Origin of the sequence: Paracoccus ferrooxidans (assembly GCF_029909815.1) — a bacterium.
GTDB lineage: Bacteria > Pseudomonadota > Alphaproteobacteria > Rhodobacterales > Rhodobacteraceae > Paracoccus > Paracoccus versutus.
In genome coordinates, this window is record NZ_CP038198.1 from 817,320 (window position 1) to 839,014 (window position 21,695).

Consider the following 21,695-nt stretch of genomic DNA (forward strand, 5'->3'; position numbering starts at 1 on the left):
CAACCGCACCGGCCAAGGATGTGTCGCGCGCATCGGCCGGGGTCCGGCACCGCCTTGCAGTTGAAATGACGGCATTCGGCTCGCCTATCGTCGGCCGGCAGTCCCTGCCCGTTGCCCAAGGCTGGTTTCCGCCATTTCCCGGCCGGGCATTTTCCCTTTCCAGATCAGCCCGTTTTCCCGGAATCCGGCGGCGACGCGGCAGGGAGGCGGCGAATCCTGCGGCAGATTTCCGGCCACATGCGGGAACCTCCTGCACGGAACGGTCGTTCAATTCCCACATGCAAACTCAATCCGCTCGAAAGGAGTGCCGATGAACTGGGATATCATCGAAGGCAAATGGAACCAGCTCAAGGGCAGCGTCAGGGAAAAATGGGGCGACCTGACCGATGACGAACTGACCGAGATGGCGGGCAAGAAGGACAAGCTTGCCGGCAAGCTGCAGGAGAAATACGGCTGGACCAAGGAAAAGGCGGAAGAGCAGATCGACCACTTCTTCCGCGACAAGGTCTGACCCCGCTTTCACCCAGGTCCGACGACCCTCGGGGCCTCCGGTTCGCGCCGGGGGCCCTTTTCTTGCCACGGCCCGGCGGGATCAAGAACAAAATGCGAACAAATCCCCCATTGAACCTCTTGCGCGGGCTTCCTATCTTGTCTGCCAGCAGGGGGCGCAGACTGCCTGTCTTTAGGGGTTGCGCCTCTTGGCGAGAAAGGACTGATTCCATGAACGAATTCGCCCAAACCACCCATCCGGTCCTGCCCTTGCGGGACATCGTGGTGTTTCCGCACATGATCGTGCCGCTGTTCGTCGGGCGCGAGAAATCGGTGCGGGCGCTCGAGGCCGTGATGGAGCAGGACCGCCCGATCCTTCTCGCAGCCCAGAAGGATGCCGCGGTCGACGAGCCCGCCGCCGAGGGGATCTTCCGCACCGGCGTTCTGGCCAATGTGCTGCAATTGCTGAAACTTCCCGACGGGACCGTCAAGGTCCTGGTCGAAGGGCGCGAACGCGTCACCATCACCGATTTCGTGCCGAACGACGCCTATTTCGAGGCCCGCTGCGAGATGCTGCCCGAAGAGCCGGGCGACGAAGAGACGCTGGCCGCCCTGACCCGCGCCGTCGCCGAGGAGTTCGAGCGCTACGTGAAAGTGCGCAAGAACATCCCCGAAGAGGTCGTCTCGGCCGTAGCCGAGGCCCGCGATGCGGCGCGCCTGGCCGACCTGGTCAGCGGCCATCTGGGCATCGCGCTGGACAAGAAGCAGGAACTGCTGGAAACGCTGGTGACTGCCGAGCGGCTGGAAAAGGTCTATGGCCTGATGCAGGGCGAGATGTCGGTCCTGCAGGTCGAGAAGAAGATCAAGTCCCGCGTCAAGACGCAGATGGAGAAGACCCAGCGCGAATACTACCTGAATGAACAGATGAAGGCCATTCAGAAGGAGCTGGGCGACGGCGAGGACGGCTCGAACGAGATCACCGAGCTGGAAGAGAAGATCAAGCAGACCAAGTTCAGCAAGGAGGCCCGCGAAAAGGCGGAAGCCGAGCTGAAGAAGCTGAAGTCGATGTCGCCGATGTCGGCCGAGGCCACGGTCAGCCGCAACTATCTCGACTGGCTGCTTGCGCTGCCCTGGGGCGTGAAATCGCGCATCCGCAAGGATCTCGGCAAGGCCGAGGAGGTGCTGGACGCCGATCACTACGGCCTGGAAAAGGTCAAGGAGCGGATCGTCGAATACCTGGCGGTGCAGAACCGCTCGGCCAAGCTCAAGGGGCCGATCCTGTGCCTCGTCGGGCCTCCGGGCGTCGGCAAGACCTCGCTGGGCCGTTCGGTGGCCCGTGCCACGGGGCGCGAGTTCATCCGCATCAGCCTTGGCGGGGTGCGCGACGAATCCGAGATCCGCGGCCACCGCCGGACCTATATCGGCTCGATGCCCGGCAAGATCATCCAGGCGCTGAAGAAGGCCAAGACCACGAACCCGCTGATCCTGCTCGACGAGATCGACAAGATGGGCCAGGATTTCCGCGGCGATCCGGCCAGCGCGATGCTGGAGGTGCTGGACCCCGAACAGAACGCGACTTTCGTGGACCACTATCTCGAGGTGGAATACGACCTGTCGAACGTGATGTTCGTGACCACGGCCAACAGCTACAACATGCCGGGGCCGCTGCTCGACCGGATGGAGATCATCCCCCTGGCCGGCTATACCGAGGACGAGAAGCGCGAGATCGCGCGCCAGCACCTGCTGCCCAAGCAGATCAAGGCGAACGGGCTGCGCAAGGGCGAGTTCTCGGTCAGCGACGAGGCGCTGACCCATGTGATCCGCTACTACACCCGCGAGGCGGGCGTGCGGTCGCTGGAGCGCGAGATCGCCAAGCTGGCCCGCAAGGCGGTGACCGAGATCCTCAAGGGCAAGGTCAAGTCGGTCGAGGTGACGCCCGAAAAGGCCGAGGAATACCTGGGCGTGCGCCGCTATCGCTATGGCCTGGCCGAAAGGGACGACCAGGTCGGCGTGGTGACGGGCCTGGCCTGGACCCAGGTCGGCGGCGACCTGCTGCAGATCGAGGCGCTGAAGCTGCCCGGCAAGGGCCGGATGAAGACGACCGGCAAGCTGGGCGAGGTGATGAAGGAATCGATCGACGCCGCATCCTCCTTCGTCCGCTCGATCAGCCCCGAGCTGGGGGTGAAGCCGCCGAAGTTCGAAAAGGTGGACATCCACGTCCACGTCCCCGAAGGCGCGACGCCCAAGGACGGGCCGTCCGCGGGCATCGCCATGGTGACCTCGATCGTGTCGGTGCTGACGCAGATCCCGGTCCGCAAGGACGTGGCCATGACCGGCGAGGTCACGCTGCGCGGCAACGTGCTGGCCATCGGCGGGCTCAAGGAAAAGCTGCTGGCGGCGCTGCGCGGCGGCATCAAGACCGTGCTGATCCCGGCCGATAACGAAAAGGATCTGGCCGAGATCCCGGCCAACGTCAAGGAAGGGCTCAGGATCATCCCGGTCAGCCATGTGCGCGAGGTGTTGCAGCAGGCGCTGGTGCGGATGCCCGAGCCCATCGAATGGGACGAGGCCGCCGAGGAAGCGGCCGAGGCCAGCCGGCTGGCCGCGACCCGTGACCAGGGCAGCGGCGGCGCGGCGGTCGCCCATTGACACAAGCAACCGCGCGGGCCATCCCGCGCGGTTTTTTCTTGACCGAGGCTCCATCAGAAAGGAGTTCGCTCATGGCAAGATCGGAGGGAAAACCGAAAAGGGAAAGCACAGCCGAGCCTGAGCCGGCAAGGGTTCTGCAAAAGCGGCAGCTTCTGGCCCAGGTCGCGCGGCGGACCGGCCTGCGCAACAGCGAGGTCAAGGCCGTCGTCGAGGCCACCCTGGCCGAGCTGGACGAGGCGATTGCGGCGGGCATGACGCTGGCGCTGCCGCCCTTGGGCCGGGCGCGGATCAGCCGGCGCAACGACAGATCGGGCGGCGAGGTCATCACCCTGCGCCTGCGCCGCCGCGCCGCCGGCGAGGCATGATTTTTCGTCCAAAGCCTCTTGCAGCCCGCCGCGGCTGCGGCTATCTAGCGCGCATCGGGCGATTAGCTCAGCGGTAGAGCGCTTCGTTCACATCGAAGATGTCAGCGGTTCAAATCCGTTATCGCCCACCATTATTTTCAACGACTTAGGCCAGCGCATACGAAGCGCGCCTAAGTCGTCTGAACCTTCCCCTGCGGACGCAATCACAGAACTCGCGCAATTCAGCGCGCGATTCTCCACGCCCCACCACAGAGGAATGACGCCATGAGCACCTGCGCGAGATGCAACGAGCCGCTGCGCGATTGCCGATGCCCGGAACCGGGCAGCGAGGCCGATCACTACGGTCGCGTCTGGCGGCACTGCGAGGAAGGCTTGACCATGACCAAGGCCAGCATGGCTCGGTTCATGATGTTCTGCCTGTCGCAGAATGTCGAAATCGGCTCGGTCCATGCGTTCAATCCGCGCTATCGCGGATCGCAGGTGCTGGCCGCTGTGCGAATCCACCCCGACCAGATCGAGGCATTCGAGCGCGAGACAGGCGGCAAGCTGCGCCGGCCCCCTCGGCTCGTGCTGAACTGACCCCCGCGACCAGAAGGAGAGGACATGAGAGACTGGCAACCGATTGAGACGGCGCCGAGGGATGGGACGAAAATCGACCTCTGGACCGGCTACAATGAGCGGATCGCAGACTCTATGTGGCTGAACGGTCGCGGCTGGGTTTTTTGGGGAACGGACGGATTTGAAAGTCCCGGCTGGGAGAAAGTTTTCCCCGCTCCCACCCACTGGATGCCCCTGCCCCAGCCCCCGGAGGACGCGAGATGACCTGCACCACTTGCGCTGACCTACTGAACGAGGCCCTGAACCTGACGGTGCGGGGGCGCACCCTCGACGGCATCCAGCGCCGGGCTGACACGCTGGCGGTGTCGAAAGACCCGGAACGCTGGCAGTCGGAGGGCCTGTTTGACCGCTACGTCGAACGCCACAACTGCGAATGCGACCCGTGGCGCGTGATCGAGACGCGCAGCCTGACCCCTCAGCTATGGGCAGAGGATCAATTCCAGCGCGATCTGCACGATTGGGAGACGCGGGCACGGAAGCACATGACCGAGCATATGGAGGACGCGCGATGAGTGACGACCTGATTGACCGGCTGCGGAACTTTACCGAGGATGATGCGTATGCGACGCCATGGACCTTCGGTGAAGTGGTGCGCGAAGCCGCCGCCGAGCTCGCCCGCCTCCGCGCCGAGGTGGAGAGGCTGCGCGCCGCCCTTGCCGACGAGCGGGCGCATGCGGACGCGCTGGCAGAGGCGTTGGAGCGGGCAACCGTATACGTAGAGGGGCCAATGGCTGATCGTATCGGCCCCATGGTGAGGCAATGTCGCGCCATCCTCGACCAGCGCCGCGCCCGGCGTCAGGGGTGACAGCCAGCCGCCATCTGGTCCAGCAGCCGCAGCCCTGCCCGCTGGCTGCTGACCCCACCGTCCTCGATCAGCGCAGCGGCAAGCGCCTTGCGGGACGCCTCGGTGCCGTCACAGATCGCCGGGCCGCTTGCTGGCGTGTTCGCGCAGGCGGTCAACGACAGAAGCGTCGTCCAGATCATCAGTCGATACATCGTCCATCCTCCTGCGCGTCTCACGATAGGCCGCATCCTCTCGCGCCTGTGCGTCCGCCCTACCCCGCGCCCGGCCGCGCAGGAACGCAGCCACGGCGGCGGCGATGGCCCCGAGGATGGTGAGGAGCCACGCGGTCATGCCTCACCTCGCGCGACATTGACCAATTCAGCGCGAGCGATTTCCAACGCCCCGATCATCGAATAGCCGCCAACGGTTCCAGCAAGGCCATAGCGCGCGCAGCCGTCGAAGCAGTTCCCAGCCAGCGCCACCCCGATCAGTTCGCCTGACCGGGCCATTTCGAGCCACGATTCCAGCATGTCGATGCAGGCTTGGTTCGGCTCCGGTCGCCCGGTCGGGCCGCCCCGCAGGGCGATAACTGTGCCGGTCATGTCCGCCCCCCCATGCGCTTCGCCACGCGCGAGGCCGCGAAGGTGCCGGCGATACCAAGGCCGCTCACCAGCCATTCGGCCAGCCGGTCAATCTCGATGCTGAACACCTGCCCTGTCGGATCGATGGAGCCGACCCCTGCCCCGGCCAGCCAGCCGAAGAACGCGTAGAGCGCGATGCGGATGTAAAGGAACATGGTCACTTCCCTCCGAACATGGACTTGAAAAGCGCCAGAAGCGCGGCGATGATGCCCACTGACGGCGCCGCAGACTTGGTGGCGTTCGGCGTCGTCACCTTCGACATGGCAATTGCCTTCTCGCGCACGCTTTCCACGCGACGCGTCCAGCCCTTGCCATAGGTCGGCCAGAGTAGCGCGCCGGTCTTGATGTTCTTCGCCACGCGCAGGAAAGCGAGCCGCGCGCTGATCGCGCGGTCAATGACCGCCTCGGGATGAGCCGCCTTTGCCGCAGCGATGGTCTGCGGGCCGATCATCCCGTCAGCGGTCACGCCGAGGGCGGATTGCAGCCACTTCGCCCCGCGCGAGACTCCGCTGTTCACGGCCGCGTCGAAGGCAACCAGATCCAGCCCCGCCGGCAGATCGTCGCCGCGAACGGCATCCCAATAGTTCTGCCGGTAGATGGCAGCCACCTCGGTATCGGTGATGTTGCGCAGTTCGGCCTTGGTGATCGGGCGCTTCTTCCAGGCGCGATAGGTGGCGAAGGTAATGCCCTTCATGGTCGCTCCACCGGCATCGCGCGGGTCGTCCGCCCAGCCCCCCTCATGTGCGAGGGTTTCCGCTAAGCAGCGGTCGAAATTGCTTTTCATGTCGTCCTCGCGGGTTGCAGCGCCTTCCAGCGGCGATGGATGCGGGCGCAGTGGTCAGGTTCGGCAAAGATCATGTCGAGGATCAGCATGGCCGCCGTTCGCCATGCGGAGGGCCGGGCCTCGTGGATGCGGGCGCAGAGCGGCTTGCCCCGTGGACCGCAGAGGGCGCGGGACAGGATCACGGAGGCACGCCACCATCTGGTCATGTCGTTTCTCCAATGAAAAAGCCCCGCGCGAGGCGGGGCGACGTGGGCGGGGTGTTCCGCGTTCATTCCCGGTTCGGTCCCGGTTCTGAACTGATCGGTTTAGTTTTGGTCTGGGTTTGGTCCCGCGCGTTCTCCTGGCCCCCCTTGCAGCCGACCGCGCCCCGCCGCAAAACGCCGCCATGAAAGCGACGCATGACGAAACCACCTTCACCCTGACCGGCGAGATCTGGTCGGCCACCTATCCCCTGGACGAGCTGCCGAAATGGCTGCGCTGGTATCGCAGCCGCAAGGCGCGGTTCCCGAAGGCCGGGAACAGCTACGACGCGACGATTGCCGCGCTGGAGGGGCTGGCGGCCGAGCTGGGTGTTACGGTGCCCTCCGATTGACCCACCAGCGCTCCAGCGCCGCGCAGATGCCGCGCGGGCCGAGGTAGGACAGCACCGCGATCAGCGCCACGGTCTGCGGGTCAGTCAGGTCCAGGTATTCGCCGGCGCCGTCACCGATCAGCGCCATCCCGATGGCCATCGGAAGCTCCCAGATCATGAACAACCCGAAGGCCGGGCGGCGGCGGGCCCGGACCTCGCCGGCATGCCACATCAGGCGGCCTACGACGGCAGCGACCATGGCCGTGCCGGCGCCGCCGATCAGCTTCTGCATGGCCTCGATCAGGCCGGGTTCAGGCGGTGTATCCATTGTCTCTCCGTTTGGCAAAGAAAAAGCCCCGCACAAGGCGGGGCTAATTCATCTGTTTAGAATTCAGTCTCAGGTCGTTAGACCTCTACGAGAGCAGAAATGAACCCATCGTCCTTTTCGCCTTCGTGCGCCTTATTGGGATACCAGGCGAACATATTCTGGATAATCGGCTTATCCTCCTTCTGATACCGAGACACCGTGATGGAGTTCTCTACCGGAACTCCAACACCCTCACCGTTCGCATGCACCAAGTGCTTGATCAGGCGGAACGGTGGGTTTTCACGTTGCGGCGTCATCAGAGAGTAAGAATTGAGCGGCCGATCATCCACAGCCACCTCAACCCCGCCACCATTCTGTGATGCAACGACATAAGAAGCGAGGAGCAGGCCATTTGCCGGAATGCGCAATTCATCCACAACAGGTGCGTATTCTCCTGCAAATGCGCCTGACTTAAAGCTCTCAACAGCTTCCGATTCAGGATGAATCAGCGTCAAGTCTTTTCCTTTTAGACCTTCCGCCTCCTCCGGAACAGATGCCGAGTCCAATGCGCTTACAACGAGCTCGCAAACAGCGTCCATTACTGTTTCACTGGTCACATAGTGTAGACCATTTTCATACATATCAGAAACTGAGACGCCCGTAGCACTGGCGATTTCTTTCACCTTTGCGCCAAAATCCAGCGGTGAAATTCCCCTGCTCTCGAAAAGCGCGAAAAGATCTTTATAATACTGATCGGGCTCACCAGTTTCCGCCACTTCAGCATCAACCTTCGTCCAGAATATCAGAGGAACAACCTTAATCGACCTTCTTGCGCAAAGAGTCAGCAACCAGTCGATATTATACATCAAGCTCGCGGCTGATTGCCCGTTCTTGAAATGATTTGACTCATTAAGGGCATACTCCCAAACGACAGTGCTGCCGTCAGGAATTGCGCCTGACTTTACCCGGAGAATTGCCATCAACGACGTAGCCGCGCCGATCGACAGATTCTCAACCTCGATACGATCCTCATAAGTGGTTTTCATTCGCGAAACCCAACCATTCCTCATAAGGGAGTTGGACCCGCCGGTGACATAAATCCGTTGCATTTGAAAAGCCCTTGCTGCTTGGATCGGAAGCTATTGCATAGGTGGTCGGGCGGATCAGATCAAGGCTAAGGCGGATCGACCACCCAAGTGTCGGGCGACAATGCAGAATTTTTGATCACGAGAACATTACAGCAACATCGCCGGGGCGAGGACCGTCGAGACCTCGCCCGCGCACCGCGAATCATCACACCGCGTTCCCCAAGGCATCCACCCACGCCGAGCCCGTCCAGGTGATCTCGACGCCGAGGTCGGTGTCGAAGAACTTCTCGAAGAGAAACGGCGGGCTCGGCCTTTGAGAGGTTGGGCCTCCGTTCCCGGCAACCCGGTTGGGGAACGCTAGTGCGTCGGGATTTCGTCGCGCTGACCGAGAACTGGCCCCGCCCAGAACCTGTCCCGGCCGGCCGTTCGCACCGTAGCGGATGAGCTGCTGATCGGCGACATAGCCGCGATGGCGGATGGCCGAGTAGTAGAACTGCGCCACTGTCGGATTGTCGTGAATGTCGTTGTAAACCTCCGCACTCTCCGTACCGAGTAGGAAATCGCCAGCCACGCCTCCGCTCACATCGACTTGGATGTTACCGCCGGTCAGGACATGCCGACCAAAACGCGGTGAATGCCCGCCATGCTCGATCAAGCAGTGATCGAGGTTCACCGTTTCCGCCACGTCATAACCGATGGCCATGAAGTTCCCGCCGAAGTTATTCGCGACTGGCGGCGACCCGTGGACCTTGGACCCTGGACCAAAATCCACGCCATTGTTGTCCACGAGTATTGCGCATGCTGAATGCGAAATCTCGCCGCCGACCAGCCTGAGATTGTGGTAAGTTACATCATTGTTTTGCCCCCTGTTCGTCAGCATGAAATCAGACGAGCGTCCTTGATACAGTCCACACGCAACTGAGACCGCAGCATCATGGACGGTCAGCCGCGCCGCATGGGACAGGATGACCTGATCGCCAACATGGGAGGTCACCCGCGCGGTCAGGGTTCCGAAATCAGACGGCGCGCCCTGCTGCCCACAGCGGAACACGGTGATATATCGCCCCACCAGGCTCCGCGAGATCGGTCTGGACAGTTCCAGTAGGGCCGACCCGGCCTCGATTGAGCCCCGGATCGCTTCGAAACTGCCGACCTGACCGGTCACATTGGCGGCTGGAACCTTGACCAGCCTGACATGGTTCGCGTCAAGTACTTCGTCCACCGGCGACCAGTGGACCTGGCGCAATCCGCCGCGAGCAGGGCCCGCGCCCGCCAGCGCGAACGACAGGCCAGCATGGCCGCTTTCGAACACCGGCTCGGTAGCCTCAATGATATTTCCGACATTGGAAAATCGAACCGATGCAGACATGAAGCCGTCGCCACCAAAATCAGTAGGCTGGTATCCGCAACGCAGAATATCCATCTCGTTAACCGTGGAATTAAAGAAGTTCTCGGTGAACTTTCCATAGTTGCACAGGTTATTGATATAGACTCGATCCAGATTTGCCGCGTTTAGGGACATGGTTTTCATGCCAATCACATCCATATTCGGGTTCATTTCCCCCGTGATATACATGCGCCCCCTGATCTGGGGAGAAAACTGGCGCGAGGAAGATTGCTCCCACCGCCAAACGGCCTTCGGAACAGGATCAACGATCCCCTCGGCGGCCCAGAAACCGGACGTTCTGACCGCCGCACGTGCGCTCCAGTTCTTGATCTGGAATTTGACGCCCGAGCAATCGAACTCAACCCGACTGTCATCGAACAAGTTGCCCATGTCCCAAAGGCTCTGCGCGAAGTACTCGCTGAACACCTCATCATTGACGGCCAGCGTGATTGGTCTGTAACGCACCAAACCATGTCGCCCCGGAGACGTGGACCACCAGTCCATAAACTCGTCATGAAACAACTGCACCGCCGCCGTGACTCGAGCCTCATCCTGATCGGCAGAGTTCGCCAGGCCGGCGTAATAATAGTCCTCGTCATCCAGATATTCGGACAGATTCCACTCCAAAGACGTGCGTTTTACGTAGCGGTCGATCCAGTTTTGAACAGAAACCCCAGGCGTGGTCGTGACCACCTGATCGGCCTGTGTCGCCGTGCCAACACGGCGGCTCCAAGAACCAGCGTAGGTTGCTCCGCCTCCATCCACCAACGCGGTCAGCAGGTCGCCTGGCGCGAAATTGACGCCATCGACAACGCCGCCACCGGTTACTGACCATTGGTCACCGGCCTGTACCGGGCTAGCGTCAGGCCGATCGGATGGGAAGGCGCCCGACGCCGCGTCCCAATCCCCCACCGGTCGGACACCGGTCACGAGAGCATCGACATCACTACGCAGGTCAGAAACCTCGTGCTGAAGCCCTGCAACGTCAACCTGCCGGGCATCGGCCTCCGCCTGATCCGCGGCCTCTCGAGCAAGCCTCTCTGCCGGCAGACCGGCCTCCAAGGCTGTCAGCCGGGTTGCAACATCAGGCGGCACATCGGAGGAATCGTCAACCAGCAGGCGCCAGAATTCGCCCCTGCGGGTCAGGAGATATGCCTTTCCTGCCTTCATCGTCCCCTGGGGCAGAATCTGGCCGGTGCTGGAAAAAATGGACCTCTCAGTATCACCCTCAATCGAGATCGAGGGGGCCGCCGGGCTGTCTCTGTTCGGAATGAACTCGACCTTGCTGTTGTCGGTGAGGTCGCCAGCCGAGATGTAGTTCGCCACTCCAGCGCCAAACCGGGCCAGATAGGGACCGGAACTCGACGCTATTGTGTTTAGTCGCGGTATCCCCGCATTCGCCACCGCCCAGGAGGTGTTCTGGACCTGCGCGACACCCCAATAGGGCCACGTATCGAACAGCGGGTCGTTAGTTGACCCTGGGCCGCGCACCTGGAGGGCCCGGCCGGCACCGGTGAAAATTTGGCCCAACGACCCCGGCAAAGCGGCCTGCCCAGCCGCGACAGCGGCAGCTCGGGTAGAGAATATTCGGCCGCTGTTCGCCAGATCGGCCTTGGCGGCCAGTGCGGTCGCTAGATCTCGATCATCCACTGTACCGCTGCGGACGCGCCATGCGCTCGCGCCACGGCGCGTCAGGGTATAGGACCGGCCCGGCTTGAAGTATCCTGGGGGCAGAACCGTCCCGTCCGGGCTGAACACATCTCGCTCGATGTCGCCGTCGATGGTGAGCTTGACCGCACCCGTGTTTGTATCGACAGGGATGTATTCGACCGAAGTTCTGTCGGAAATCCGGGCCTCTGGGATGGAAAGTTCCGCGGCAATCGCATCGCCCGTGCCGCTGATGTTGATCAGTGGAATCGCGCCTATGCCCAGCAAAGTGCTGGCCGGCGCGCGCACGATCACGCCCCACCGAGGTGCAGTTTCAAAGAGCGGATCATCGGTGTTCTGTCCCGGTCCACGAAACACCAGAAAATTTCCCTCTTGAGTGATAATCGGTCCCAGAATGCTCGGCAGATTCTCCTGTCCCAATGCGACCGCAGCCGCACGGGAGTTAAAGGTTTTGCCCGAGTTGGCGAGGTCCGCTTTGCCGTTCAATTCCATACGGTCAACGCTGCCCGTGGCCACGCGCCAGATCGTCCCGCGCCGGTCGAGTGTATAGGCCCGGCCGACGACGAAGAACTCTGCGGGAAGCCGCGTGCCGTCGGCGGAACGCACGATCCGATTCTCGTCGCCAGACACATGAAGCATTACGTCAGTTTCTGCGTCGTTGGTGTTGGTCGCGGCCGGGATGTAGCGCACCGAGGTGCTGGCGGTAACCGACGCGCCGGCCGCGACGGCATTCACGGCCAGATCGGCGGTGATGGCGCTCCCAGTGCCGCCGATATTGATCAGCGGGATCACCGAAGCCACGTTCAGGGCACCGGCCAAGGTGGCGGCATTCGGCACCCGGAGCGCCACACCCCAGCTGGGCTGCGTCTCGAACAGAGGATCATCAGCGGTATTGTTGAAGCTACGCACCGCGAGCCAGTCATCCTCGATGGTCATGATCAGACCCAACGCGCCCGGCAGGGCCGACTGGCCGGCGCTCACCGCCGCGGCGCGGGACGTGAAAAACCGGCCGCTGTTGGCGAGGTCGGCCTTGCCGTCCAACTCGTCCAGGATGTCCTGCAGCGCCGACGGATCGCCCATGGTCTGCGCCAAGGTGATAAACAGATCGCGCAGGTCGCGCTTCCAAACGGCCCGGCGCGCCGTGGACCTGTCGCCCACCGGCAGGGGCCCAACGCCACCCTTCCCGTCCCCTGTATAGCCCTCATGGTCGCGCAGCAGGCGATTGACATCGTCAATGAAAGGCATGGCCCCTCCAATAGAAAAAGGCCCGCGTAAGGCGAGCCAGTAGGTCAGTGATTTTCGATCAGGTCAGGGCGTGGTGATGTTCGCGGGTCCAGCCGGCGCGCCCTCGACGCTGCTGACGTTGGCAGCGACGACCCAATAGTAATAGGTCGTCGCCGGGCTGATCGTGTCGTCCTGATATTCGCTGATCTGCCCCGATGCGCCGCCAGTGGTGCCGATCATGGTCGCGGTCCCGAAATCGTTCGTCGCGTTGCGGTAGACCCGGATGCGGGCAAAGGCGCCGGTCGGGTTGCGCCACGACAGATGGACGTAGCCCGAACCGTTCGATGGGATGAGCTCGGACGGCTGGCCCGGCGGCGTGGCATCAACCTGGATGGTGATGCTGCCAAGATCTTCCCATTCGTCCACGCCCTCAAACAGGCCCGTCCAGCGGGCGCGCACAGCATAGATGGCGCGGTCACTGATTGCCGGCGAGGTAGCGATCATCCCGGACGAAACCATTCGTTGCCAGTAACCCGCCTCCGGGGAAATCATGCTGTATTCGGCCTGCACCTCCAGATCGTCCCTGTCGGGGATCGGGACCGCGGCAACCTCGATCACCGCCTGCGCCGTCGTGCCGGTGGTGTTGATGATCCGTTGCGTCACCACCGCGTCCAGCTCCGGCGGCCCGTCCAGTTCCGGGGTCGGAGGCGCCACGATCAGATCACCCTCTTCCTCGGGGTCCCATGCCTCCGATGCGCGATCCACCTTTGCCAGTTCGATCCGGCATTCGAGATTGATCGGATCGAACTGATGGTTCAGCACCTCGTATTCCCCGACGATCTGCCGGCCGCTGCCATCCTCGGGCTGGTAGTCCAGCAGGATGGTATGGCGCTGGCCCGGAAAGCGCGGATAACGCGCCTTGAGGCCGACAAGATTGGTGACGATCTCGACCTTGGCGCGGTTGTCGTCGTGGATCTGCTTTTTTGCCAGACGGCGCGCCTGCGACTGGTTCGGGCACATCTCCATGCGGTATTCGGCCGATATCTCGCCTTCCTCGGCCAGCCGATCCTCATCCCGCCACGGTTCCAGTTCGGTAATCGTGAACGATTGATCCTCGCTCAGGAAGAACGGGATCAGGACGTTGTAGCCCTCGCGCTCGTTGATCGCCTCCTTGGTGACGATGGACGATATGTCCTTTGCCGTCAGGGTGCAGGCCGGCGTGCCGAAACCGCCCCCGATCAGGCCGATCTTGCCGTCCTGCGTCTCATAGGCCCGGATGCCGCTGCTGGCGTGCATGCGGTCCAGCACATCGACCGGGCCCTCGTCCAGCGTCCAGTAGCCCCAGAGCCGCAGGTTCGGCGCGGTGCCCCCGGCCTTCTGCGGGATCGGCAGGTCCGCCACATCGGCCATGGCCTCGACGCTGGGCCAGTCCACCTCGCCCGATGCCAGCCGGTAGCCGTCCGCATGGGTCAGGTAATGCGCGATGACCAGCGCCGCATTGTCGCCATAGGCCGAGGTGTCGCTGCGCGGATCATGGATCGCCTGCCCCTCGATCACCCATTGATAGGTGGTGTTCGAGGCCTTCGGAAAGACCTTGGCGAAGTCCTCGGCCTTGGGCGCCCTCGCCGTGACCAGGAAAGTCGCCTGCCCCTGCAATCGCCGTGCGGCACCCCACGTCGCCGGGAACGCGCTGGACAGGACGCCGTAATTGCCGCCCTGCCCCGAACCGTTGCGCGTCCTGACCGTGACGAAGCCGGCCTTGTCGGTGCTGGTCACAACGCCATTGCCATCGAGCGTGACCGGCTCCCCGTCGATCCAGAAGGCCACGAATCCGTTGATCTGGCCGTGATTGACCACGACCAGTTGATAGAGCGTCCCGGATTTGGTGTGAAAGAATGCGCGAATGCCGCCGGCAAGATTCCTGCCGACATAGATCCGCCGCGCCGCTTCGGTCTGGTTGATGACCGCCTGAATCTCCGAGACGGGGATGTTGATCTTCGGGGCCAGCAGGCGGGAAACGCCGATGGCGATGGCGGCCGCTGCCACCTGCCCCACCGCCATGCCGATGCCGGCCGCACCATAGAAACCGAACTGAGCCATCAGCGCATTGGCGAAGATGGCGTTGAACCCGGCCGTGACCCATGCCGCGATAGTGCTGAAAACCGCCATTACTTCACCATCTGGATTTCGGCGATCCGGTATCCCGACCGCTCAAGGATGCGTTGCGCCGCGCCGCCGTTGCAGGTCATCTTGACGAGGGTTGCGCCCCGCCCCTCGGCCCAGGCCTCGAAGGCCCGCAGCAGCGCCAGACCCGACCGATCCTCGGCAAACCAGCCGAGTTCGATTGCCACCGGAGCCGGGCTGATGACCGTTTCCGAGATACACCCCGCGATGAACCCGCCGCCCGAGACCAGCACCACGCCTCGGGGATCGTGGATCAGCCGGGCCAGCGTCTCGCCGGTCCAGAGGCGGTCCGCGCGCTGCGGGCCGTTCACTGACACGACAAGCCGTCCGATCATGTCGATGATGCGGGGAACGTCCTGCATCGTGGCGGGGCGGATCATGCGGACCTCATGAAAAAATCCCCACCGAGGTGGAGCCGAGTTCTCATCTGTTCTGGATAGGCGAATCGTCCAGCCGTCGCTTACGGTTGCGGGGAGGGAGGAACCGCAATGAAGATCATACTTGAAGGGATCGGACCGGATATTTCATCGGTGCGCGAACACATCGACCCAGGATTGCGCAGGACGAGATTCTACGTCGAAACCAAAGACCCTCAACTGTCTGACGGCCACGGTTCGGCGGAATTGACGATTATCGTCCGCCTCGGAGATACGACAACTCTTCGAGACGCCGAAGCACTCGCTCGGCAATCCGCTGTTCAATTTTTGCGACGAGCCGCAGAGGTGATAGACGGCGAAGATATTTCATAACGATCTCCTTTAGCTTCCTGGCACCCAGGTGATTGCCTTGTCCTTGAGCGTTGCCAGCAGTTCCAACCCGGTATCGCCGGGATAGCGGCGCTGCTGGTCGGTATGCGTCCAGCGCCCATAGGGCGGTTTGCCCTGCTGCGACATGCGCCCGTAGCATTCCAGTTCGATAGTGCGGGCGTCTGCGCTGGACGTGCTGGTCATGTCCTTCATGCGGCCGACGAACACGCTCATCGGATCTCCGATCAGCCTGCCACGGTGTTCGCCGTCATGCTCGTCCGTTGCGAAAAGCTGATACAGCACCTGCACGCGGCGGCCGTTGACCTCGGAGCCTTGATCGTCACAGAGCGCGATCATCTCGGGCGAGGCGTTCGGGATGGTGAACCGCACCATGCCCGCCGATAGGCCATAGGTCAGTTCCATGGCGCTGATCTGGATCACGTCGCCGGTGCCCTGATACTCGACCCCGCCGGCGGTCAGCGGGCCATAGCCGAGCCACCAGTTCTTGGGGTTGGTTTTGAAATCCATCTGGCACAGGATCGTGCAGCCGGTGACGCCGTTGCGCAGCACCTCGTCGGGAATGTCGTGGATGCTCATCAGAACGCCTCCACCAGCGACAGGGCCGAGGAACGGAAGCGCCCCGTCCCAAGGCCGATCTGGTCGCCGGTCTCCATCATCACCTTGAGCCGTAGCTGATCCACGATCACCACCGTCCCGGACGGCTGCGCCTCGCGGAGGTTCGGCATGATCGAAACCCGGATCGCCGTCTCGCTCTCCCCGATTGAGGTGGTGTTGACCACCTGATGCAGCCGGTCGCCCAGGCTGATGAAATGGCCCGGCCACAGTTGCGACAGCGCCGGCTTGTTGATGTCGATATAGCTGGCCCTATGCGCAGCGGCGGCGCGCAAGGTGAAGCCGTCGAAAGGCTCACCGAGGAAGCCGACATGATCGAAGGTATAGGCCGGGGCCATGTCGCAGCCGGTCAGCCGGCGTCCACGCTGATCGTTCGGACGCCATTGGGTGCAGACCGGGACGACGCAGGTGGTGCCAGCCGCGCTCATCTGGGTGATGAACGACGACAGGGCCAGATGCGACTGCATGTCGTGGGCCAGAACCGTCATGTCCAGCCGCCAGAAGCCATTCAGCGCCGGCTTGGCGAACGTCTCGCCGTCGATGTTGGTGAAGGGCTGGAAGCGCAGCCCTTCCAGCTTCGGCACCGAGGATTGCAGCTTGACCGGGAACGGGAACGATACCTGCATCAGCGGCCACCCCTGAGATATTGCTGGTCCGACTGGCGCCGGTTGTTCGAAGCGATGGCCTGCGAGACGGTCAAGATCACCTCGTCCTTGGTCACGTAATCGGCCGAAACCACCGCGCCGGGGGCGTTGTTGTTGATGGTGATCTTGGGGGCGCTGCCAACCTGCCCGCGTGTATGATCAATCACCGTCTCATTGGGATGCAGGATCGCGGGAAAGCCGCCCCTGCCATCGATACCGCCGCTGCGCGAGCCATGTCCCGTGAAGCCGCCTCCGTCGAAGGACAACAGCCCGCCGATGGCGCTGGAAAGACTTCCCATGCCCGGCAGGCCAAGAATCCCCTTCATGATCTGGGCCTTGGCAATCTCGGCCAGAAGAGAAGCCACCGCGTCCTTAGCCGAGGCCGACCCGTCGATGATCGAACCGAACATATCTTCCAGCGCATTCTTGCCGCGCTCTGTCGCACCCTTGATCTGGTCCAGCTTCTCGGCGGCCTGTTCGGCGTTCAGACCGGCGGTAACATAGGATTGCGCGAGTTGATCGATTTCCGCGCTCAATTCCGGGGTGATCTGCTTGCCGGCCTTCTGGGCAGCGTGCAGGAGTTCGGCGCGCTTCCGGGCATATTCCAGCGCATCGCCATAATCCTCGCCGCTTGCCGCTACAAGCAACAGAGACGCAGCTTCGGCTTCCAGTGCCGCAGTGCGTTCACGGATTGCCTTTACCTCCTTGGCGTAGTCATCCAGTTGCTCTTTGCGGCTGCGGCCGCCAGATCCGCCCTTCTTGCGACCCTTGGAGCCGCCCTTGCCGGGCGACGCTGGGTGATCGGCAATGCTGACCGGCTCGACGCTTGGCGCAGACGGCGGCGGGGTGTAGCCATCCAAGCCGATGAACGTCCCGGTATCCATGTTGGCGCCATAGCTATGCCGGGGCATATTGGCGGCCTCAGCCCGCAACGCGGCCAATTCGTTGCGCACCTCGCGCAGCCGCGCCATGGCCTCGGAGTTGTCAAAGCCCAACTCGGTATTGAGTTCGATCCGCGCCTGTAGTGTTCCGACCTCCTCTTCAAGCGCAGCGATCTTGCGTTCGGCCTCACGAACATCGGGGTTGAGCGTTTGCCCATCGTCGTTGATGCCAAGGGCTTCGTTGAGATCCGCGAATATCTGAGCATTGCCCAGGTTATTCAGCCAGGCCGTTCCCGCTTCATCAGCATCACGGATTGCATCCGCGATGCTCTGGATTCTGGAAACAAACCCTTCAGCGTCGAACCGATCCAGACCGGAACCCAAGCTGCTGATACCCTCGGCAAGGGCTGCCGACGCGCCCGTTGCCTTGTCAAACTCGCCCACCACGGTCACAAGGCTGTTGCCGAGCCGCGTGAACGCCTGCCCGACTGTGGTCTGCGACGTTTCAGCCTGCCGGCGCAACTCGCCCGATCCAGCCTCGAAAGCGCGGAAAAATGCAGTGCTGGAAACCTGACCGTCAACCACCAGCTTGCGAAGCTCGGCCACGGAACCATTCGCCTCTTTCAAGCCGCGCGCCACGGCCTGCGCAATCGTCGGGGTGCCTTCAAGGATCGAGTTGAATTCCTCAGCCCGGACAACGCCACCACCGAGGGCCTGAGAAAGCTGCAATAGAGATCCACTGGCGCTGACGGCATCGGTCCCGGCAACCTTAAGCGCAACAGCGATCCCATCGGTAAACCGGATCAGATCGTCCCCGGTGACGCCCAATTCCTTTTGGGTCAAGGCCAGTTTGGAATACAGATCGACTAGGGAATTGATAGGGGCCGAGTTTCTCTGCGCCGACCGGAACAATTGATCGTAGACGCGCGACAGTTCCGCACCCTCAAGGCCGGCAACGCGCAAGGAGTTCTGCATCTGGGTGGCCGCATCGGCAAGGCGCATATACTGCCGCACCTGCTGTGCAGCAACGCCGCCGGCAAGCAATCCGCTACCCACCCTGAACAGTTGCTGCATTCCCCGGAGTGAGCGCCCGGCAGAGCGCTCCAAAGCCTGAAACGAACGCTCCGAAGCCTTGTTCGAACTCTTGAACGCAGCCTCTGCGCGCTGCGCGGCCTTGATCGACCGCGCCTCGATCCGGGCGAGTTGCTGCAAGAACTTTTGCTCGGTCAGCCCGATAGGAAGTTCAAGACCCGCCTCAGCCGCCATTGCTCCACCTCTCACCTAGCGCGCAGAGCGCGTCGTATTCATCGTCGGTCAGCGGATCGCCGCTATGGGCATGCCCGCTGCCCTGCGCCCGGTTCCAGCCATCCACGCAGGCCGAGAACTCCCAGAACGTCATTTCTTTGATCTGGGACGGCGTGAAGCCGAGCGCGGCACCGGTTCCGTAGATGCGGGAGAAGCGGATTCTTCCGTCGCCGCCCCCGCCTCGACCTCCCCCACCGGATCATGCTCCTTGCCAGAAAATGCATGCGAGAGAATGGTGAACGCCAGAACGTTTAATTCGGACATGTCCGCATCATCGAAAGCCTGCTTGACCTTGCGGTCGGCCTTCTGCCGATCCATGCCGGCTCCGATCAGGCCGAGGCGCAGGCAAGCCATGACCTCGCGCACCTTGACGGGTGCATAAGCAAGGCTTCCGCGTGAAACGCCCTGCGACAGCCGATAGCGCAGGTCCATCGCACCGTCTTCGGTCAGGTCGTCTAGGGCCTCTAGTTCCCCGATGCGGAGAAGGAACTCATCCTCTCCGCTCGACCAGTTCGCCGCAAACGGCTCGGCCATCAGGAAGCCCCCACCTCATGGAAGGTCAATTCGCCATCGGATACGATGGAAACCGTGGTCTGCGCCTTGTTGCCGCGCTCGCCGGTCACTTCGAACCCGGTCACATGGACCTTGCCCTGCCAGTAACGGCCATTTGTCGCGTCATCGGGCGCGCCGATGTAGATCCTGGCATTGATACTCTCGGTCGTGTTGAACGCCGCCCACCATTCGTCCACCGCCTCCGCAGCAAGAATGCCCGAGCCGCTGGCGCTGAAATCAAGGCTTTCGACACCGCGTTCGATCCAAGACGGGAGTTCAGGATCGTCACAGTCAGGAACGTTGACCTCGGTCGTGTTTTTGGTGAACGAAGCCGTGTGATTGGTCAGGCCGCAGGGGCGCAGATAGGTGCCGGGAACAGTGGCGCTCTCAAGGAAGATAGCAACCGTGCTGCCAACATAAGTAGTTGGTTTTGCCATGGTAGGCTCCATTTGATGATTGCCCTGCCCACGGGCGCATGATGGGCGGCCGGGATCAGTCCCGGATTTCTTGGATGCGGTCGCCCGCCTTCTCGCGGCAGGATCGCGTCAGGCCCGCATGAACCTCACCGGCACGAAAGATCATGATGACGTTGCACTTAGGCGCCCATTCGAAGTCTCGAAGGACGCGCCACTTTCGCTGCCTTGGCATTTCAACCCGAAGTCCACGCCTTTCGGATAGCCCGAGATATGGCCGATCTGACCCGAGCCCTGTTCGCCCGCCATGCGGGATTGAAATAGGGATTCGCCGGCATGTTCTTGGTGCCATGCTCTTGCAGTTTTGCGTTCTGGAAGCGCGCGCCCGTGTGGTTTGTGACAATAGTCGTGTCATCGCCAGCCTTGACTACGACGCCGATAAATCCGCGCTCACCCCGGCTTGTTGCAATCGTTGCGGCATCCTCGACCCTGATCGACCTGATCAAAGCGCCATCCTCGCGTGGCGCCAGATACCGCATCGCAGAGGCTACCTGTTCACCGCTGACCTGCGCTTGCGCCCTTCCTGCCGCAGCCACCTTGGCGGCCTTCCGCCGAAACATAGCTTGCATTTCAGGGATACCTTTGACCAAAATGTCATCTCCCATGTAGCGCGAGGCACCATGAAAAAACCACTGGCGATATGCTCTCTGGTCTCCATTGCCGGCGCGGCTTTGGCGCAAGGCCATGGACAATTCCAGAACACAACCCCCGAACATCTGGATAGATGCGCCGCGTGGGGCCGGTTCGCTGAATTGGCAATGACCGCCCATCAAGAAGGGCGCCCGATGGCCGATCAGATGAAGCTAAGTCCAGATCCCAGAGCATATGAGCTTATTTTCGCCGCATACCAAACAGAGAGATTTTCTAGCAAAATCGGTCAGGAACGCGCAGCCGCCGCATACCGAGACAAGATTTCCGCCGATTGCATCACCACACTATCTGGGAAAACCGAAACTGACGGGGATCGACAGGCGCAGTTTTGGACAATTGACAAGCCGGAAAAAAATAGCGCCAACCCCTAGCCTTCAACCATCGCTTCAACGCTGACCATACCATGCGCCGACGCGCCATCAGGATCGTCCATGACGCGCACCAGCGTGACGCGCATTGGATGCATGGTCAGCGCCACCTCATCCGCCCAGCCGTTCAGCGCAGCGGCAATGTCATCGGTCAGGTCTTCCAACGCCCCCTTGTTGGTTCGCCTGTCGAAGGCGTCGATCTGTAGCGTCACCTCGCGCGCCTCGATGCATTCGACCGAGGCGTCATTCCAGTAGCTCGGACCCAGCACAATGTAGGGCATCGGTGTCTTTTCGGTCGGCTTGTCCACGACCGGGACGCCGGTGATCTGGCTGCGCAGCCGGGCAACGACGACCTGGCGCAGGGCGCGACCGGCTCTCATTCCTGCCCCCTCGTTTCGGCGTAGAATTGCAGGAACGCCCGATCCTCGGTTTCCTGCGGATCTTCCATGGCATCGAACATCCTGCCGTCGATCCGCACTCGCCATTCGCTGGTGATGCGACGGGTCAGCGTCGAAGCGCGAACGGTGATTATGGCCGGGTTCCGGCTCTCGACCCGCGCCTGCATCACGCTCTCCCCACCCCGCCGGGGCGCGTAGTTGCACCAGACCGTGCCGCGATCCACCCAGGACTGGACAACCTGCCCGTCCGCGTCTTCGCCCTCAATCGGCTCCATCAGCGTGGCT

The 21,695-nt window shown here is 62.4% G+C and carries 29 protein-coding genes and 1 tRNA gene; 11 read left to right on the top strand and 19 right to left on the bottom strand.

Annotation, left to right across the window (positions count from 1 at the left end; genetic code table 11):
- Nucleotides 1–310: 310 nt before the first annotated feature.
- From E3U26_RS04090 to E3U26_RS04125, 8 genes are all read left to right on the top strand, one after another.
- On the top strand, nucleotides 311–511 hold the full coding sequence (locus tag E3U26_RS04090; protein ID WP_036758093.1) for a CsbD family protein: 201 nt from the start codon (nucleotides 311–313) through the stop codon (nucleotides 509–511).
- 209 nt (nucleotides 512–720) lie between these two features.
- On the top strand, nucleotides 721–3,138 hold the full coding sequence (gene lon / locus E3U26_RS04095) for an endopeptidase La (protein ID WP_243785393.1): 2,418 nt from the start codon (nucleotides 721–723) through the stop codon (nucleotides 3,136–3,138).
- A 71-nt stretch (nucleotides 3,139–3,209) separates the two neighbouring features.
- Entirely contained in the window at nucleotides 3,210–3,503 is a 294-nt protein-coding gene (locus E3U26_RS04100; protein ID WP_072462018.1) for an HU family DNA-binding protein, read from the top strand.
- A 56-nt stretch (nucleotides 3,504–3,559) separates the two neighbouring features.
- Nucleotides 3,560–3,634 (top strand) — tRNA-Val (locus tag E3U26_RS04105).
- Between the two features lie 133 nt (nucleotides 3,635–3,767).
- Entirely contained in the window at nucleotides 3,768–4,082 is a 315-nt protein-coding gene (locus tag E3U26_RS04110; RefSeq protein ID WP_499105539.1) for a hypothetical protein, read from the top strand.
- A 114-nt stretch (nucleotides 4,083–4,196) separates the two neighbouring features.
- A complete protein-coding gene (locus E3U26_RS04115; RefSeq protein ID WP_499105774.1) occupies nucleotides 4,197–4,325 on the top strand; it encodes a DUF551 domain-containing protein in 129 nt (42 codons plus the stop codon).
- Nucleotides 4,322–4,633: a hypothetical protein gene (locus E3U26_RS04120; RefSeq protein WP_499105540.1), complete on the top strand. Its 312-nt coding sequence runs from the start codon at nucleotides 4,322–4,324 to the stop codon at nucleotides 4,631–4,633. The genes E3U26_RS04115 and E3U26_RS04120 overlap by 4 nt, the downstream gene beginning before the upstream one ends.
- On the top strand, nucleotides 4,630–4,926 hold the full coding sequence (locus E3U26_RS04125; RefSeq protein ID WP_499105541.1) for a hypothetical protein: 297 nt from the start codon (nucleotides 4,630–4,632) through the stop codon (nucleotides 4,924–4,926). Before E3U26_RS04120 ends, E3U26_RS04125 begins: the two co-directional genes overlap by 4 nt.
- On the opposite strand, the gene E3U26_RS04130 is transcribed toward E3U26_RS04125, so the two are convergent.
- The 5 genes from E3U26_RS04130 to E3U26_RS04150 all read right to left on the bottom strand — a co-directional run bounded on the left by E3U26_RS04130 (nucleotide 4,917) and on the right by E3U26_RS04150 (nucleotide 6,536).
- Nucleotides 4,917–5,117 carry a hypothetical protein gene (locus tag E3U26_RS04130; protein WP_499105542.1) on the bottom strand — a complete coding sequence of 67 codons (201 nt, stop codon included), beginning with the start codon at nucleotides 5,115–5,117 and terminating at the stop codon, nucleotides 4,917–4,919. The two genes, E3U26_RS04125 and E3U26_RS04130, sit on opposite strands and share 10 nt — an antisense overlap.
- A gap of 135 nt (nucleotides 5,118–5,252) precedes the next feature.
- Nucleotides 5,253–5,507, bottom strand: coding sequence for a hypothetical protein (locus E3U26_RS04135; RefSeq protein ID WP_499105543.1), 255 nt, complete (start codon nucleotides 5,505–5,507; stop codon nucleotides 5,253–5,255).
- Nucleotides 5,504–5,701 carry a hypothetical protein gene (locus E3U26_RS04140; RefSeq protein WP_499105544.1) on the bottom strand — a complete coding sequence of 66 codons (198 nt, stop codon included), beginning with the start codon at nucleotides 5,699–5,701 and terminating at the stop codon, nucleotides 5,504–5,506. Before E3U26_RS04140 ends, E3U26_RS04135 begins: the two co-directional genes overlap by 4 nt.
- A gap of 2 nt (nucleotides 5,702–5,703) precedes the next feature.
- Nucleotides 5,704–6,330: a glycoside hydrolase family 108 protein gene (locus E3U26_RS04145; protein WP_499105545.1), complete on the bottom strand. Its 627-nt coding sequence runs from the start codon at nucleotides 6,328–6,330 to the stop codon at nucleotides 5,704–5,706.
- Entirely contained in the window at nucleotides 6,327–6,536 is a 210-nt protein-coding gene (locus tag E3U26_RS04150) for a hypothetical protein (protein WP_179921155.1), read from the bottom strand. Before E3U26_RS04150 ends, E3U26_RS04145 begins: the two co-directional genes overlap by 4 nt.
- Nucleotides 6,537–6,715: 179 nt before the next feature.
- Between E3U26_RS04150 and E3U26_RS04155 the strand changes: the two genes are divergently transcribed.
- The gene (locus tag E3U26_RS04155; RefSeq protein ID WP_499105546.1) at nucleotides 6,716–6,922 is read left to right on the top strand and encodes a hypothetical protein; all 207 of its coding nucleotides are present in this window, start codon (nucleotides 6,716–6,718) and stop codon (nucleotides 6,920–6,922) included.
- Here the strand turns inward: E3U26_RS04155 and E3U26_RS04160 are convergent.
- The 5 genes from E3U26_RS04160 to E3U26_RS04180 all read right to left on the bottom strand — a co-directional run bounded on the left by E3U26_RS04160 (nucleotide 6,903) and on the right by E3U26_RS04180 (nucleotide 15,139).
- The gene (locus E3U26_RS04160) at nucleotides 6,903–7,229 is read right to left on the bottom strand and encodes a phage holin family protein (protein WP_499105547.1); all 327 of its coding nucleotides are present in this window, start codon (nucleotides 7,227–7,229) and stop codon (nucleotides 6,903–6,905) included. The two genes, E3U26_RS04155 and E3U26_RS04160, sit on opposite strands and share 20 nt — an antisense overlap.
- Before the next feature lie 77 nt (nucleotides 7,230–7,306).
- Complete coding sequence (locus E3U26_RS04165) at nucleotides 7,307–8,254, bottom strand: hypothetical protein (protein WP_499105548.1); 948 nt, start codon at nucleotides 8,252–8,254, stop codon at nucleotides 7,307–7,309.
- A 247-nt stretch (nucleotides 8,255–8,501) separates the two neighbouring features.
- On the bottom strand, nucleotides 8,502–12,596 hold the full coding sequence (locus E3U26_RS04170; protein ID WP_499105549.1) for a hypothetical protein: 4,095 nt from the start codon (nucleotides 12,594–12,596) through the stop codon (nucleotides 8,502–8,504).
- A gap of 63 nt (nucleotides 12,597–12,659) precedes the next feature.
- Complete coding sequence (locus E3U26_RS04175) at nucleotides 12,660–14,744, bottom strand: phage tail protein (RefSeq protein WP_499105550.1); 2,085 nt, start codon at nucleotides 14,742–14,744, stop codon at nucleotides 12,660–12,662.
- A complete protein-coding gene (locus E3U26_RS04180) occupies nucleotides 14,744–15,139 on the bottom strand; it encodes a GNAT family N-acetyltransferase (protein WP_499105552.1) in 396 nt (131 codons plus the stop codon). The genes E3U26_RS04175 and E3U26_RS04180 overlap by 1 nt, the downstream gene beginning before the upstream one ends.
- Before the next feature lie 108 nt (nucleotides 15,140–15,247).
- Here E3U26_RS04180 and E3U26_RS04185 point away from each other — a divergent pair, with 108 nt between their 5' ends.
- Nucleotides 15,248–15,508 carry a hypothetical protein gene (locus tag E3U26_RS04185; protein WP_499105553.1) on the top strand — a complete coding sequence of 87 codons (261 nt, stop codon included), beginning with the start codon at nucleotides 15,248–15,250 and terminating at the stop codon, nucleotides 15,506–15,508.
- Nucleotides 15,509–15,517: 9 nt separating this feature from the next.
- Here E3U26_RS04185 and E3U26_RS04190 read toward each other — a convergent pair whose 3' ends face one another.
- From E3U26_RS04190 to E3U26_RS04220, 7 genes are all read right to left on the bottom strand, one after another.
- Entirely contained in the window at nucleotides 15,518–16,102 is a 585-nt protein-coding gene (locus E3U26_RS04190; RefSeq protein WP_499105554.1) for a YqhG/Tai3 family protein, read from the bottom strand.
- A complete protein-coding gene (locus E3U26_RS04195; RefSeq protein WP_499105555.1) occupies nucleotides 16,102–16,764 on the bottom strand; it encodes a hypothetical protein in 663 nt (220 codons plus the stop codon). Before E3U26_RS04195 ends, E3U26_RS04190 begins: the two co-directional genes overlap by 1 nt.
- Nucleotides 16,764–18,929 (bottom strand): tape measure protein, encoded by a 2,166-nt coding sequence (locus tag E3U26_RS04200; protein ID WP_499105556.1) that lies wholly within the window; start codon nucleotides 18,927–18,929, stop codon nucleotides 16,764–16,766. Before E3U26_RS04200 ends, E3U26_RS04195 begins: the two co-directional genes overlap by 1 nt.
- On the bottom strand, nucleotides 18,919–19,062 hold the full coding sequence (locus E3U26_RS04205) for a hypothetical protein (protein WP_499105557.1): 144 nt from the start codon (nucleotides 19,060–19,062) through the stop codon (nucleotides 18,919–18,921). The genes E3U26_RS04200 and E3U26_RS04205 overlap by 11 nt, the downstream gene beginning before the upstream one ends.
- Nucleotides 19,059–19,502 (bottom strand): GTA-gp10 family protein, encoded by a 444-nt coding sequence (locus tag E3U26_RS04210; protein WP_499105558.1) that lies wholly within the window; start codon nucleotides 19,500–19,502, stop codon nucleotides 19,059–19,061. The genes E3U26_RS04205 and E3U26_RS04210 overlap by 4 nt, the downstream gene beginning before the upstream one ends.
- Nucleotides 19,502–19,957: a phage tail tube protein gene (locus E3U26_RS04215; protein ID WP_499105559.1), complete on the bottom strand. Its 456-nt coding sequence runs from the start codon at nucleotides 19,955–19,957 to the stop codon at nucleotides 19,502–19,504. Before E3U26_RS04215 ends, E3U26_RS04210 begins: the two co-directional genes overlap by 1 nt.
- A gap of 212 nt (nucleotides 19,958–20,169) precedes the next feature.
- Complete coding sequence (locus E3U26_RS04220) at nucleotides 20,170–20,763, bottom strand: HK97-gp10 family putative phage morphogenesis protein (RefSeq protein WP_499105775.1); 594 nt, start codon at nucleotides 20,761–20,763, stop codon at nucleotides 20,170–20,172.
- A gap of 15 nt (nucleotides 20,764–20,778) precedes the next feature.
- On the opposite strand from E3U26_RS04220, the gene E3U26_RS04225 reads away from it, so the two are divergent.
- Nucleotides 20,779–21,015 carry a hypothetical protein gene (locus E3U26_RS04225; protein WP_499105560.1) on the top strand — a complete coding sequence of 79 codons (237 nt, stop codon included), beginning with the start codon at nucleotides 20,779–20,781 and terminating at the stop codon, nucleotides 21,013–21,015.
- On the opposite strand, the gene E3U26_RS04230 is transcribed toward E3U26_RS04225, so the two are convergent.
- Both E3U26_RS04230 and E3U26_RS04235 read right to left on the bottom strand, forming a co-directional pair.
- A complete protein-coding gene (locus E3U26_RS04230; RefSeq protein ID WP_499105562.1) occupies nucleotides 21,012–21,392 on the bottom strand; it encodes a DUF3168 domain-containing protein in 381 nt (126 codons plus the stop codon). The genes E3U26_RS04225 and E3U26_RS04230 overlap by 4 nt on opposite strands.
- A complete protein-coding gene (locus tag E3U26_RS04235) occupies nucleotides 21,389–21,685 on the bottom strand; it encodes a phage head closure protein (RefSeq protein WP_499105563.1) in 297 nt (98 codons plus the stop codon). The genes E3U26_RS04230 and E3U26_RS04235 overlap by 4 nt, the downstream gene beginning before the upstream one ends.
- Nucleotides 21,686–21,695 lie beyond the last annotated feature (10 nt).